The sequence below is a fragment of the Paenibacillus sp. CMM36 genome (assembly GCF_053570945.1).
In genome coordinates this window covers 286067-301856 of record NZ_JBSEDY010000004.1, presented here as the reverse complement: position 1 = coordinate 301856, position 15790 = coordinate 286067, and the positions used below count along the sequence as shown (strand labels likewise).

The window sequence follows — 15790 nt, the reverse complement described above, 5'->3', positions numbered from 1 at the left end:
ATCAGACATCCCGTGGTATATTGTTGACATTCAAGAGAGAGCCGCTCAGCTTCTCTCCACTAGATTCGAAAAACACAGGGGTGAATAATGATGAGTAAAAAGACTATGTTCGAGAAAATTTGGGATAACCATGTCATCTATCAGGAAGCAGGTAAGCCGAGTATTTTGTACATCGATCTTCACCTCGTACATGAGGTAACATCGCCACAGGCGTTTGAGGGATTACGTCTTAGCGGCCGTCAGGTACGTCGTCCAGAGCTTACGTTTGCAACGATGGATCATAACGTACCGACTAAGGACCGTTACAATATTACGGACCCGATTTCCAAGCAGCAAATTGATACATTAACTCAAAATTGCCGTGATTTCGGTGTCACACTGTATGATTTGGATACGGTGGATCAGGGTGTCGTTCACGTTATGGGGCCTGAACTTGGTCTGACTCATCCGGGCAAAACGATTGTTTGTGGTGATAGCCATACTTCCACACATGGGGCGTTCGGAGCACTCGCTTTTGGTATCGGAACCAGTGAGGTAGAGCACGTAATGGCAACACAATGTCTCCAGCAAGCCAAAGCCAAAACGATGGAAGTTCGCTTTGTAGGTACCCGCAAACCTGGTGTGACAGCAAAAGACATGATTTTGGGTGTCATCGCCAAATACGGTACAGATTTCGCTACAGGCTATGTTATTGAGTACACAGGTGAATCTATTCGCGAATTGAGCATGGAAGAGCGCATGACTGTGTGTAACATGTCCATTGAAGGCGGAGCCAGAGCAGGAATGATTGCACCGGACGAAACCACCTTCAACTACTTGCGTGGACGTCAACATGTACCGCAAGGAGACGCTTTCGAGCAGGCGGTTGCTGAGTGGAAAGAGCTTGTCACAGATGAAGGCGCTGAGTTTGATGTCGTGCTGGAGTTTGACGTAGATGCTTTGATTCCTCAAGTAACCTGGGGCACCAGCCCGGGAATGGGTACAGATATTTCTTCAACCGTACCGATTCCGGCAGAACTGCCAACCGAAAATGAACGTAAAGCAGCTGAAAAAGCGCTTGAATATATGGATTTGAAGCCAGGTACTCCGATCACGGATATTGCGATTGATTATGTGTTTATCGGCTCCTGCACCAATGGGCGGATTGAAGATTTGCGTGCAGCCGCTGAGGTTGCCAAAGGTTACAAGGTTTCTGACAAAGTAACGGCCATCGTCGTACCAGGTTCGGGACGTGTGAAAATTCAGGCTGAAGAAGAAGGACTGGACATCATTTTTAAAGAAGCAGGATTTGAGTGGCGTGAAGCAGGATGCAGTATGTGTCTTGCGATGAATCCAGACGTACTGCAACCGGGACAGCGTTGTGCTTCGACTTCTAATCGTAACTTTGAAGGTCGTCAGGGACGCGGAGGACGGACTCATCTGGTATCTCCAGCAATGGCAGCCGCTGCGGCGATTCATGGGCATTTTGTTGATGTACGGGATTGGAAATTCAAGCAGGAAGAAGTAGTCCGCTAGGATACAGGGGGAGGAATTACGATGGAAGCTTTCACAACATTAAAAGGAATTGTAGCACCTGTGGATCGGGTGAACGTGGACACAGACGCTATTATTCCTAAGCAGTTTTTGAAACGAATTGAGCGTACGGGCTTTGGACAGTTTCTGTTCTACGAGTGGCGGTTTGATGAAGAAGGCAATATCAATCCTGAATTTGAACCGAACAAGCCTCGTTATGCAGGGGCGTCTGTGCTGATCTCTCGCGCTAACTTTGGCTGTGGCTCCTCACGTGAGCATGCACCGTGGGCGATTATGGACTATGGGTTTCGTTGCGTAATTGCTCCGTCTTATGCAGATATCTTCTATAATAACTGTTTTAAAAACGGTATATTGCCGATCAAGCTGTCTGAAGAGCAAGTAGAGGAATTGTTCCAGCGTACGGCGCAGCATGATAACTACCAACTGAACGTAGACCTGAATGAAAAAACAATCACAGACGACTATGGTCTGAAAATTGAATTCGATCTGGATGAACATCGCCGTCAGTTCCTGCTGCAAGGCTTGGACGATATTGGACTGACACTCCAGCATGAATCTGAAATTCTGGCGTATGAACAAAGACGCGCTGCGAAACAAGGCGCATAATCATAATTCCCAGTTTAGGTTCAATACGAAGCCATATAGCTTGCTCATTTGTTAGACAGAAAGCCCGTACTGGCAATCCTTTTGCCTGCGGGCTTTTATCATGCTCAAAAAATAAATTGGAAAATAAGGGGTTGACGGTTCGACTCAGCATGGTATTGTAAATGTAAAATGGTTGAAGGACTGTGTCTGTGAGAAACACCAAAAAATACATATATAAGTTAGGGGAATGAGGATGAAGAAATATGGTTGGGTGATACTAGCGGCTATCTTGATTTGGTTGTGGCCGTCCTCCCCTCATGTGAACGCGGCTGGAGCAGATTTGTTTTTAGATGGCAAAAGGGTGGAAGCGCCTGCAGATGCCAAGCCTGAAATGGTCAATGGAAAAATCATGGTACCGCTAAGGGTGGTTGGGGAGCAGCTTGGATATCAATTCAAGTGGGAACCACAATCCTATAAAATCTCAATTCAAAAAAATAGTACCGATATGTCTATGTATGTAGGCCGTACATCGGCTGATGTGAATGGAAAAACAGTTAGTCTGGATGCACCTCCTGTGCTTCGGGGCAGCTCAACCATGGTTCCATTACGTTTTGTTGGGGAGCAAATGGGACTAAAAGTAGATTGGAATAATAAAAGTAAATCCGTAAATCTCAGTCAAAAGGCTGCAACTCAACAAGCAAATAAACAGTCACAATCCCAACCATCGTCGCAAACGTCAACACGGAGTACAACAAGCACCAATAAAACGTCTTCAGCAACAGTGACGACAATAAACCCAGTTGAAGCAGATAAGCATACTGAAGCTGCAGCTTCACCAACCAAGCAGCAAAATACAGAACGGACCGCAGCAAATGCGTTGCTTGTAAAAAATATTACTTTTGAGGGTGAAACGTTAAAGATTTCTCTGAATAAAGATGTTACCCCTAAAGTATCCAAAATGACGGGGAATGATCGTATTGTTGTAGATTTACCCGGGACTTCACTGGCGACTGATTTTCTTCAGCCGTTCCCGATTCGCACCGATGGCACGCGGGCGTTGACGAATAGTGACAGTGAGGATGTGCAGGAAATTAGATTTGCTCCCGCAGATGGACGAGATGGGGGCGTACGCATTGTCATAGCTTTAAATCAGACACGTGATTACGATCTTTCAACCAATGGCCTAGGTGATATCACCCTTCAATTGCGTGAGCGTAGTGTGAATTCAGCAGTGGTAACACCAACGAATGTCGAAGGACGGCGAATCGTCGTAATTGATCCCGGACATGGTGGCAAGGACCCTGGGGCAGGTAGTGTGACTGGGCGACGTGAAAAGGAATTTGCATTGGCGGTAGCGTTAAAGGTCGAGCAGCTTCTGCAAAATGATCCCGATATCCAAATCATATTGACTCGTAATGGAGATACGTATCCCACGCTGGATGAACGACCACAGCTCGCTAATAATCAGCAGGCTAGCGTGTTTGTTTCCATTCATGGTAACAGTATGCCAGCTTCTAATAACGGAAAAGCTAATGGGTCAGAAACCTATTATGCACGTCAGGAAAGTTTGAGCCTGGCCACGATCATGCACAAGCATCTTGTAGCAGCAACCGAGTTCAAGGATAACGGCATTAAAGTGGCAAACCATGTGGTGACGAGAAAATCACAAATGCCTGCAGTATTGCTGGAGTGTGGCTACCTTAGTAATATATCTAATGAAGCAGCCATGTTCACAGAAGAAACACAAGAGAGGATCGCTGAAGGTATTGTCGATGGGTTGAAGGAGTATCTCGGAACAGCAGGCACAGCAGCAACGGAACCACTTAACTAAGTGAGGTTTACAATAAAAGCTACTTTCCACCTTTTTAATGAAAATTCATGGGGGTGAAAAGTAGCTTTTTTAGTTTTTTCGGCTGTGACTTTTGATGGAAAGCAAATGATCTATATTTTTAGTCAAAATTCGACAAAAGTAGTTCTTTGGCACGTATATTTCTGTTATGATGGAATATATTCGCAACTTTTGGTGTGAGATAACGTCTAAAAGGTTGTCTGATATTACATAAGCGCGTATATCAGGTCGCCGCACCGGAGCATGTGGCAAAAAAATTATGAATGGAAGGGTGACGAATGAAGAAATTTGGTTTTTTGTTGTTATTATTTGTCTTCATGTGGGCGGTTCCGGGTTATGGACATGCGGCTTCGAGTGGAACACAAATCTATCTCGACGATCAACAGTTAAGTGTCCCTAGTGGTGCTAAGGCACAAGTAATTGGCGGAAGTACAATGGTCCCGCTACGCGTAATTTCTGAAAATTTGGGATATGACGTGACATGGAAGCAGCAGGCGCGAACCATAACGATTGAGAAGGACAGTACCTTGATCCGAATGATAATCGGAAGTAAGACGGCGACTGTCAATGGAAGCGACATTAGTCTGGATGCTTCGCCTCTGCTGCGTTCCAATTATGCCCTTGTACCGCTTCGTTTTATCGGCGAGCAAATGGGACTGGACGTAAAATGGGACAGCAGCTCCAAGTCCGTAAAATTATATACCCGCAGTAGCGGGTCTGGAAACGGGGAATTTACACCTCCCAAGTCCGGAAATAACAGTACAGGTACTGGAAGTGTAACTGCACCAACGAATAATGCAAACTCAGGTGTTACACAGGTGCAGGGAATCAGTTTCAGCCAAAACCGTTTAACTATCACAACAGCCAGTGCCGTCAAGCCGAAAGCGTTTACGATGACAGGCCCTGATCGGGTAGTGGTGGATTTGCCAGCGACTGCGTTTGCTGACAATTTCGGAGACCAGCAAAAGCTGGATAGCAGCTTAAATGGTTCGCTGGACATTGAGAATGAAGCGGATGTGTCCGGTATCCGTTATGCTTTATTCCAAAAGGAACCTTCAACGGTGCGCGTTGTTATTGATTTGAAACATGCCATGAATTATACCGCATATAATGATGGCTCGAATCGTGTTATCGTCGATCTGGCTTCCAAAGATTCAGTGAATACCATGCCAGACGCAACGTTACCAGATGGCTCACAGCCGGATGACACACAGACATCACCAACGAACAGCAATGGTAAAAAGGTCGTTGTTATTGATGCTGGTCATGGAGCAAAAGATTCTGGAGCAGTTGGTGTTTCGAGAAAAAACTATGAAAAGACCTTCAACTTAGCGATGGCTCTGAAAGTAGAAAGCATATTAAAGCAGAACCCCAAACTTGAGGTTGTGCTGACACGCAGTGATGATACATTCTTGGAGCTTAAACAGCGCGTAAAAGTAGCTGAAAACCTTAATGCTAACGTGTTCGTGTCCATTCATGCTAACAGCAGCGGTAGCTCAGCTTCCAACGGTACAGAGACGTATTACCAGCGTAGTGCAAGCAAAGCGTTCGCCAACGTTATGCACAAGTACTTTGCACCTGCGACGGGCCTAACAGACCGCGGCATTCGTTATGGCAATTTCCATGTAATTCGGGAAACGACTATGCCAGCCGTATTGCTTGAAGTAGGATATCTGAGTAATGCAAAAGAGGAAGCCACACTGTTTGATGAAGATTTTCAAAACCGGGTAGCTCAAGGGATTGCAGATGGAATCACAGAGTATCTCGACGTAAAATAAATCTTCAACAAATCGCTTGTCAACGTCAAGCAAGGAGGGGGACATATGAACAAGAAAATCGTAATTGCAGGTCTGCTGGCACTGTTTGCCATTGCAGGTGCAGGGTGTGCCTCTAAGCAAACAACGGCTCCTGCGACTCCATCTCAGGAAACACAAACTTCTAATGCACAAAATAGCACACCCGAACAGACGACCCCTGATCCATCGGCTCAGTCTGCTGAAAATAATGGGGCGAGTCAAACACCTGCATCTCCGTCAACAGAGCCTACAAAGACCAAGACGGACACGGAAAATTCAGGAGATCGACAAACACAACAGATTACGGTGTACTATACGGATACTCAAGAGAATGGCTTGAAAGAACAGAAAAAGGAAATTACCTATCCAAGCGAGCTGGAAAAGTTGCAAAAAGCGTTTGAAGCTCTGCAAAAGAGTGGGGATTCTGCTCTAATCCCGTTGTGGTCCGAGAAAATTTCCGTGCATAAGATCAAATTGGATAACGGTGCATTGACTTTTGATATTTCCCTGCCGGACGAGGCTCGATTGGGAGCTGGCGGCGAGGAATTGGCTATCGATGCCTTGAAGAAAACGATGTTCCAATTCAAGGAAGTCAAAACGCTGGATTTGCTCGTAGATGGTCAATCTCTAGAGTCCTTAATGGGGCATGTAGATTTGGATCATCCCATGAGTCGCTAACCGATCAGACGCTATGAAAATTTCTTGGGAATTTGCACACTTTTCACGTGCAATCTGTGACAGATAATGATAATATAGGAGTGTATTTCTCGCCTATGCAGGCAGTCATGCACAAATAGTATTCGTTTCTTTCCGGATGATTATTTAGAGTGACCGTCTTGATGCGGGCTATCCCGTATCAAGACGTTTTTTTTGGTAGGAGGTAGGATTTCCGTGAATGCAGCAACCGCACGTCATATATTGGACACCATCGGTACGATGTTTCCGGATGCCCATTGTGAGTTGAACCATGACAATGCTTTTGAATTAACGATCGCCGTGTTATTGTCTGCTCAATGCTCCGATCAGATGGTCAATAAAGTAACGGCAGACCTGTTTCAAAAATACAAGTCACCTGAGGATTACCTAGCTGTTCCTCTTGAGGAACTGGAGCAGGATATTCGCAGAATCGGCTTGTACCGAAACAAGGCCAAGCATATTCATAACCTCTGTCGTATTTTAATAGACCAGTACGGGGGAGAGATACCTTCGGAGCACGATCAACTGGTTAAGCTACCCGGTGTTGGCCGCAAGACGGCTAATGTCGTTGTATCTACTGCTTTTAATGTACCAGCTATTGCGGTAGATACGCATGTAGAGCGCGTTTCAAAACGACTCGGCTTTGCAGGGTGGGATGATTCAGTGCTTGAGGTGGAAAAAAAGCTGATGAAGAGGGTTCCTAGGGATGAATGGTCTTTGACCCACCACAGGCTCATTTTTTTCGGGCGCTACCATTGTAAAGCTCAAAACCCTCAATGTCAGGTGTGTCCGTTGCTTGATGTATGCAGGGAAGGCAAGAAACGTATGAAAACGTCTCTTATCAGAAAAGATAAGGAACGTAGAGCTTAAAGACCCACAAAGGTAACAAGAGGGTTTAACCATTTATGTGTAGAAAAGGATGAAGAGTATGAAGTGCATTTCGGTATATACAGACAATTTTGAAGCATTCTCTGATATTTTTGAGCAAATTGTAACAACAGAATTTGCTGAAAACGAAGAGCGCGAGCTTGAGGGAATCACGGTTAGTCATTCCGGTGATGTACCTGAGCATTATCTGGAGCGTATGTCACAAAAGCCAGAAGTGGTCGTAATGAAGGATAAATCCCGTGGGATTACGATTTTACAGCATGGTCAAGTATTTGAAATTTTGCTGCCAGTGCTTGAGACTGCAGCCAATTAAGTTCAATTAGCGGACGACATGCGTTGCATGTTCCGGTATAGGCGGCTCGGCTGGTTTAACCAGCCCGAAGGCGCATATATACACGAACCTTGCAGACCATCCTGATGTGGATAGAGCCTCTTCCAATGAAGTGTGCATACATTTTGTACCCTGAATTATGGTGTCTCGTTCCGCATGTTCCAAAAGGTGAATGTACGTAATGAGCAGGCTCACCCGTTGTTTACATATCTTGCTTCGTCGTTGTCCCTTGAGGGCTTTGATAAATGCATTCGGTTGCCTAAATACTTATTCCTAATGATCCGTTTTGGACAGAATAAAATGAACTTTTTGTTATCATGTACGAAAACAGCGTTCCCTAAAGCCAGGTACTGGCGGGGAGCGCTGTTTAGTTTTTTTGATGTGATGATTCTCACAATGGCTTAGGAATGCTACAATATAGCTATTTGGTGCAGACAAGTGATAAGGAGTGGAACCGTAGCTTATGATGCAAACGATTACAGGGGATGCGGGAAAGTGGTTGGATACGATAGAACAGATACAGAATACACTGCGTAAAGCCGGGGATGAAGCGGGAGCGAAGGCGGTAGGGGATCTGCTGGAAAAAGCATATGCGCAGGAGCTGACCATTGCCTTTTGTGGACATTTTTCAGCGGGTAAATCGAGCCTGATTAACAGCCTGTGTGGTAAAACCGTCCTGCCATCTGGACCGGTGCCTACGAGCGCTAATGTAGTGTCCATCCGTTATGGACGTCCGAGAGCACTCATTCATCCAGCCCAAACAGCGGAAAATCCAGAGCCGGAAAGCATGGAAGCCTCCCTGTCCGAGCTTGCTGAGTATTGTAAAAATGGTGGAGCCTATGAATCGGTTCAAGTGTGGGAGGATGTTCCCATATTATCTAACGGAGGAGTGCTGCTGGATACACCCGGCGTCGATTCCACAGACCACGGACATGCGCTGGCGACACATTCTGCTTTACATTGGGCAGATATTGTTTTTTATGTAATGGATTACAACCATGTCCAATCTGAAAATAATTTGTCTTTTGCCAAAAGTTTATCGGATTGGGGCAAGCCGTTATATTTGATCATCAATCAAATCGATAAACACCGGGAGCGGGAGCTTTCATTTACACGTTATCGTAATGAGGTGGAGACTAGCTTTCACGCCTGGCAAGTTCATTATACGGACATCCTTTTTACTTCCTTGAAGGAGCAGAATCATCCATGGAACCAGTGGAAACAGTTGACGCACCTGATTCCGAAATTGCTGGAGCGAAAAACAGAGCTTTTGGCATACAGTTTAGTGTCCTCTATGCATCATTTGGTAGAGCAACATGTAGAGACTGTGCAGTCAGCTGAAGAAGAGGAACTGAACACACTGCTAAAAGAAGCGGGTGGGGAAGAAGCCATTTTGCGGCTGGATATAGAGCAGAAAACCTTGCAGCAAGAAGACGAACACTGGAAGATGCTTCCCGAGCAGGAGCGTAAACGGCTGCGTCAAGAGCTGGATCATCTACTGGAACACGCACATTTGACGCCAGCGGAGCTACGTGAAGCCGCAGGCGAATACTTAGAGAGCCGCAAGCCGGGCTTCAAAACAGGACTATGGTTTGCAGGAGGAAAGACTGAGCGAGAAAAGGAAAGCCGTTTGGAACGGCTGACAGGAATGCTGACTGATCAGGTGGAGGGACAATTGCTTCCTCATGTACGGGAGCTTCTGCGGTCTTGGGGTGACGGTCAGGGGTTGTGGACCTCTGCGATGGAGCAGGAGCTGGATGGCATCCGTCCTGTGATAGACCGGCAACTGGTAGAGCAGACGGTGAAGGAAAATGCGTTGTCGCCAGAGTATACGTTAAACTATTGCAAGGACCTACGCGCTGCTGTGACCGCCGATTGCCGCCGCAAGGCGCTGACGCTGCTAGACCGCCTGCTGGCCCAGCTAGCAGTGCGAGCCAAAGCCCGCCGCGCGGCTCTCGCAGAGAAGCACACTGCGCTGTTGGCGCAGGCGGAGGCGGCGAGCCGCTACAGCACTCGCGTGCAGGCCTCGGCTTCGTACGCCAACCTGTTGCGCAGCTTGCTGCCGCAGGCTCCCGCGCCAAGCGGGTTGCCCTGTGCGGACGCGCCTGCATCGGCGTCCGATACCGCCGCTGCTGCGGCGCCAACGGGCGTTGCGCGCCCAGGCATCGCTGGCCCGCGCAACGCATCGGCACAGCCGCTAGCAGGGACGGCGGCAGCACAGCCTGCCGCTGGAGGCCGCCGCACGCGGTTGGATGCAGCAGCGGCCCAATTGAAGGCTGCCGCTGCCCTCGTAAGTCCGTACCCTGCCATGCAAGCGGCGGTACGGGATTTACATGCCCGCGCCGCTGCGCTGGAGGGCGGGCAGTTTACGCTGGCGCTGTTCGGAGCGTTCAGCGCTGGGAAATCCAGCTTTGCCAACGCTTTGTTGGGTGAAGCTGTGTTGCCCGTATCGCCGCATCCGACGACAGCGGCGATTAACCGCATAATGGCGCCTGCAAGTGCTGAGCGCCATGCCACGGCTGACGTCCATATGAAATCAGTGGACGCGTTGCGGGAAGATCTTAAATACTCATTTCGGTTATTAGGATTGGGAGAGCCAGGGGCAGCGGGCTGGCAAGAAGCCGTTCATGCTTTATCTCCGGAAGGCATCCATCCTGCGGGCAGGCCTCATTATAGTTTTTTAAAGGCTGCCGCAGCCGGATGGGAAGAAGCTGAAAGCTTGCTGGGACAACAGCTTCAGGTGAATTTAGAGCAGTATCGGGATTTTGTCGCGTCTGAGCACAAATCATGCTTTGTGGAGCATATTGACCTTTATTATGATTGTGCTCTGACCCGTCAGGGCATCGTGCTAGTGGATACGCCAGGAGCGGATTCTGTGAATGCACGGCACACAGGCGTGACCTTCAACTATATGAAGCATGCGGATGCTCTTGTATTTGTCACCTATTATAACCATGCGTTTACGCAAGGCGACCGGCAGTTCCTGAATCAACTAGGTCGAGTTAAAGAGACCATGGCACTGGATCAGACGTTTTTTATTGTTAATGCATCAGATCTGGCTTCTTCTGAAGAAGAACTGCATTCTGTTACCCGGCATGTACAGGAACAACTACAGGCGAATGGAATCCGAAAACCACGTATTTATCCGCTTTCCAGTATGCTGGCGTTGGAAGCTACCGAACAGGGAGAGGCTTCGCTGCGTTCAGCTTCACGTTTTGATGCATTTGAAGATGATTTCTCGGCATTTGCAGCCGAAGAGCTGGCAGGTTTGTCCATCGCTTCGGCTATGCAGGAACTGGCCCGGCTGCGGAACCGCATAGAGCAACATGCAGCCGATGCCCGCTATAGCGTGGAAGAACGGGAGATACGATTAGAGCGATTAACTCGCATCCGTGGGGAATTGGAGCATACGCTCCTAGGCCTGACTGATAGCAACGGTGCATCTGTGTTATCGGGCGAGACCGATGAACTGCTGTATCATGTACGTCAAAGGCTGTCCTATCGGACTGGAGAATTTATGGCAGAGGCGTTTCATCCATCTGTTCTGCGTGAAGGAGTAGGTGATCTTCGTTCGGCTTTTGCATCTTGTGGTCGTGAGCTGATGCGTTTAATCGAACTGGAGCTGTCTCAGGAATTACTGGCAACCACACTCCAGCTGGAAAAAACGGGACAAACTTTGGTGCACAAGGCTATACAACAGTGCGTAGAACACATGAACCATCAGTTGCCAGGACTAGATTGCACAATACCTGAATCGAGAAAATGGGCTGTTCCCGAGCTGAAGGAAATTTCCCTGCAGGAGTCCATTCATTGGAAGGATTATTGGAATAGCTTTAAAAATCCAAAGCTATTTTTTGAAGGAACTGGTCGAGCGAATCTACAAACCAAACTGGAGCCGATATTACGCGAGCGAATCGGGGAAGCTGTGGATCAGCAACGTGAACGAATGTCTGCTTTTTACGTTACGCTGATGCAGGAGGAACAATTGTGGCAGAAAGCTCAGCTTCGAGAGCAAATGCTGGAGACGACTCGTGGCATGGAGCATGCCCTTATGGGCGGTGAGCAGCCACAGGTTTGGGAAGAACTTGCTGGCAAGATTGCGGCTTTGGAGTAAAGATAAATATGTTCACCAATGATTAAAGATCAGGACACCGGGTTGTGGGACAACCCGGTGTTTTATGCATGCTCCAAAAAGAAAGCAATACTGAGTAAATAGCCACATTCAATAATAAGAAAGCGATTTAATTTGTCTAATCAGCCACCAATTGATAACCTGCCTGAATACGGCTCGTTATCCTCTTTGCCGCCTTGGAACGCGAATGGTAAACTTCACTAAGCCATATAACAACGTCGTGCAACTAATGGAGGGACATTGACATGGAAGTGCTCAGGCAACTGCAAGTTTTTTTTTCGCGAGAGGAGACACTATCTGTTTCTTTCTATTTTATGCCTTGCGATAGCGACGGCTCTGGGACTGGTGTATCCGAACCTGCTCCAAAGGCTTATTGATAACGCTATCATCCCCGGTGACTTCGGGAAAGTTCCGGCGCTGGCTCTGACTGTGCTGGGAGTAGTCATCATCAAAGGGTTCATGCAATTTTTACATGGTTTTTTTGGTGGACGGCTAGGTAACTACCTGGCATACCGCCTCCGCAATGCTTGTTACGAAAAGCTGCAATTTTTGTCCTTTAGATATTATGACACGGCCAAAACGGGTGATCTCATGTCCCGACTGACTGGTGATTTGGAGGCAATTCGTAACTTTATTGGGTTTGGTTTTGCCCAACTCCTCAATGTGCTACTGATGGTCGTATTCGGCTCTATGATGATGCTGTATATTAACTGGCAGCTCACCCTCATTACGATGATCAGCATGCCATTGCTGCTCTTCGTCACATTCAAGTTTGAATCCCGGATTCATCCCACCTTTCAGGAAATGCGGATTGCCCTTAGCGCCTTGACGACAGCAGTCCAAGAAAACATAACAGGTGTGCGAACCGTCAAATCTTTTGCCCGCGAATCATATGAAGTTGAGAAATTTTCAGTACGTAATGAGCAATACAAAAGTAATCAAATTCAAGCTGCTTCCTTATGGAGTCGGTTCTTCCCTGCTATGGAACTAATTGCTTCTGTCAGTGTGGTCCTTCTGTTGGGCATGGGCGGGTATCTGGTCATTCAGAAGTCAATGACCTTGGGGCAGCTCGTCGCTTTCTTTAGCTTAATTTGGTATATTATCGGCCCCATCTGGAGCATTGGCTTTCATATCAATAACTATACGCAGTCCAAAGCTTCTGGTGAAAGGGTCTTGGAACTGCTAAATCAGTCCATAGATGTAACCGATGAAGCCGGAGCACTTACACTCGATGCCGATCAGGTGGAAGGACATGTTACGTTTGAACATGTTACCTTTGCTTACGGAAATAAGCTTCCTGCTGTTGTTGACATCAATTTAGACGCACCGCCAGGATCAGTCATTGGAATTTTAGGAGGAACGGGGTCAGGGAAGTCTACCATTATTCAATTACTCATGCGTGCTTATAATGTGAATGCAGGAAGTATCAAGTTGGATGGCAAGGATATACGTCACTTGAAGATTCGTGATTTGCGTGCTCAAATTTCTTCTGTGTTTCAGGAGACGTTTTTGTTTTCGTCCTCTATACGTAATAATATTTCATATGGTTTAAGCCATGTCAGTATGGATGACATCATACGCGTTTCCAAACTGGCTCAGGCGCATGAATTCATAACTGAACTACCGCTGGGATATGACACTGTCGTTGGAGAACGTGGATTGGGACTGTCCGGAGGGCAGAAACAACGGATCGCCATCGCGCGCGCACTACTCAAAAATCCGAAAATTCTGGTACTGGATGATGCTACCAGTGCGGTCGATATGGAAACAGAGCATGAAATACAGACCGGTTTTCAAGAGGTTATGCGTGGTCGAACAACATTTATAATCGCTCATCGAATCTCTTCGCTTCGCCATGCCAATGAAATTGTGGTGCTTGAGGAAGGACGAATCGTCCAGCGTGGAACACATGAACAGCTTATTGCTACTCCAGGTCCATATCAGGATGTGTATCATATTCAATACGCCGATTACATAGCTCAGGCTCCAGACGGTGTATCCGAAGGGCAGGTGAGACCATGAATATACCCGCAGAAAAAGCCAAACCGTTAAAAAAACCGACGAATGAGCGCTTTGTCTATCAAGATGATGATGTCATTGACAAACCGTTTAACTGGTCAGAATTCAAACGTTTGCTGGCATACATGAAGCCCTATGCCCGTCAGATTCTGCCGATCCTTCTGGTCATGATGATTCTTGGTACCATTACCAAACTGACGGTTCCTTATTTGATCAGTCTGGCCATTGATAAGGCAATTGCTCCCGCATGGCCTGCACTACCCAGCGTAAAGTTACTGCTGCTCATCACGGGTGCCGTGCTCTTGTTATATTTAATTCAATGGGCAGCCAGCACGTACCGCATTAAATTCACCAATATTATCGGTCAACGGGTTATTTACGATTTGCGTGAAGATTTGTTCAAGCATATTCAAAAGCTATCCTTTAACTTTTTTGATAAGAGACCGGCAGGTTCTGTATTAGTGCGCGTGACGAATGACATTAACTCGCTACAGGATCTTTTTACGAACGGTGCAGTGAATGTCCTGATTGACTGCGTACAGCTTATCGGAATTATTGTCATTTTGCTGCTTATTAACTGGAAGCTCGGTTTGGCAGTAATTGTGACCGTTCCGATCATGTTTTTGATCTCGACCAAGCTGCGCGTTCGCATCCGTCGCGCTTGGCAAGAAGTGCGTATGAAGAACTCGCGTATCAACTCTCATTTGAATGAGTCTATTCAGGGGATTCGTGTGACACAAGCGTATACGCAGGAGCAGGAAAACATGGCTTATTTCGACGATATGAACAGCTCTAGCAAAAAATCGTGGGATAAGGCTTCTGCCATGAATCAGGTTTTTGGCCCACTTATTGATATTACCGGAGGTTTTGGTACGCTTGTGCTGTTCTGGTTTGGAGCGCATTTAATTCAGACAGATCAGCTTACAGTGGGACTGCTGGTTGCGTTTGCCAACTATGTTGGGAACTTTTGGGAGCCGATTAATCGGCTGGGCCAAATGTATAATCAGTTACTGGTTGCGATGGCCTCGTCAGAACGAATTTTTGAGTTTATGGATGAACAGCCGAATATTGCAAACAAACCGGGAGCAAAAGCCTTGCCACCCATTCGGGGTGACATCCAATTTGAAAAGGTCATTTTTGAATATGAGAAGGGACGTCAGGCGCTTAAAGGTATTAGTCTTTCCGTCGAAGCGGGTCAATCTATAGCGCTTGTGGGTCACACCGGCTCAGGTAAAAGTACAATTATTAATCTGCTCAGCCGTTTTTATGACATTACGTCAGGGCGGCTTACGATTGACGGTCAAGATGTGCGTGATGTCACGGTGGAGAGCTTGCGAAGCCAGATTAGCATCGTGCTTCAGGATACATTTATTTTTTCGGGGACGATACGCGATAATATCCGATTTGGCCGTTTGGATGCAACGGATGAGGAAATTGAAGCGGCTGCGAAGGCGGTCAATGCTCATGAATTCATTGTTCACTTGCCAGCTGGCTATGAAACAGAAGTAGAGGAGCGGGGGGGGAATGCTGTCCATGGGCCAGCGACAGCTCTTATCCTTTGCTCGTGCCTTGCTGGCTAATCCGCGAATTCTTATTCTGGATGAGGCCACAGCCAGTATTGATACAGAAACGGAGCTGAAAATTCAGGAGGCTCTTCAGGTTTTACTGGAAGGCAGAACTTCTTTTATGGTCGCTCACCGTTTGTCTACCATTCGAAATGCTGATCATATCGTTGTACTGGATCATGGGGAAATCCAAGAAAGTGGTAATCATGAACAATTGATGAAAAAACATGGAATATATCGGGGGCTGGTGGAAGCACAGTTCAGATTTTTGTAAAAAAAAGATCAAAAAATCGCGTTTTTTGTAAATTTAAATGCCGAGCACTATTGCATTCTTGGAGCTAAACCCTGAAAATAAAGATGAAAAGAGATCAGAGCAATTTTCGTCAGAGGGGGAAG

The 15790-nt window shown here is 47.0% G+C and carries 8 protein-coding genes and 2 pseudogenes; all 10 read left to right on the top strand.

Annotation, left to right across the window (positions count from 1 at the left end):
• Positions 1–90: 90 nt before the first annotated feature.
• The 10 genes and pseudogenes from leuC to ACWA2B_RS11365 all read left to right on the top strand — a co-directional run bounded on the left by leuC (position 91) and on the right by ACWA2B_RS11365 (position 15668).
• On the top strand, positions 91–1515 hold the full coding sequence (gene leuC, locus ACWA2B_RS11410; RefSeq protein ID WP_322252554.1) for a 3-isopropylmalate dehydratase large subunit: 1425 nt from the start codon (positions 91–93) through the stop codon (positions 1513–1515).
• 21 nt (positions 1516–1536) lie between these two features.
• Complete coding sequence (gene leuD / locus ACWA2B_RS11405; protein ID WP_165146838.1) at positions 1537–2139, top strand: 3-isopropylmalate dehydratase small subunit; 603 nt, start codon at positions 1537–1539, stop codon at positions 2137–2139.
• 232 nt (positions 2140–2371) lie between these two features.
• Positions 2372–3949: an N-acetylmuramoyl-L-alanine amidase gene (locus ACWA2B_RS11400; protein WP_449292225.1), complete on the top strand. Its 1578-nt coding sequence runs from the start codon at positions 2372–2374 to the stop codon at positions 3947–3949.
• Between the two features lie 296 nt (positions 3950–4245).
• Positions 4246–5745 (top strand): N-acetylmuramoyl-L-alanine amidase family protein, encoded by a 1500-nt coding sequence (locus ACWA2B_RS11395; RefSeq protein WP_029514972.1) that lies wholly within the window; start codon positions 4246–4248, stop codon positions 5743–5745.
• Between the two features lie 45 nt (positions 5746–5790).
• Positions 5791–6441, top strand: a complete 651-nt coding sequence (locus tag ACWA2B_RS11390; protein WP_029514971.1) for a GerMN domain-containing protein — start codon at positions 5791–5793, stop codon at positions 6439–6441.
• A gap of 213 nt (positions 6442–6654) precedes the next feature.
• Positions 6655–7329 (top strand): endonuclease III, encoded by a 675-nt coding sequence (gene nth, locus ACWA2B_RS11385; protein WP_029514969.1) that lies wholly within the window; start codon positions 6655–6657, stop codon positions 7327–7329.
• A gap of 58 nt (positions 7330–7387) precedes the next feature.
• Positions 7388–7660 (top strand): hypothetical protein, encoded by a 273-nt coding sequence (locus ACWA2B_RS11380; protein ID WP_013310628.1) that lies wholly within the window; start codon positions 7388–7390, stop codon positions 7658–7660.
• A 481-nt stretch (positions 7661–8141) separates the two neighbouring features.
• Positions 8142–11792: a dynamin family protein gene (locus ACWA2B_RS11375; RefSeq protein WP_241113298.1), complete on the top strand. Its 3651-nt coding sequence runs from the start codon at positions 8142–8144 to the stop codon at positions 11790–11792.
• A gap of 263 nt (positions 11793–12055) precedes the next feature.
• A pseudogene (locus ACWA2B_RS11370) lies at positions 12056–13832 on the top strand (ABC transporter ATP-binding protein).
• A pseudogene (locus ACWA2B_RS11365) lies at positions 13829–15668 on the top strand (ABC transporter ATP-binding protein). The pseudogenes ACWA2B_RS11370 and ACWA2B_RS11365 overlap by 4 nt, the downstream one beginning before the upstream one ends.
• The last annotated feature ends 122 nt before the right edge of the window (positions 15669–15790 follow it).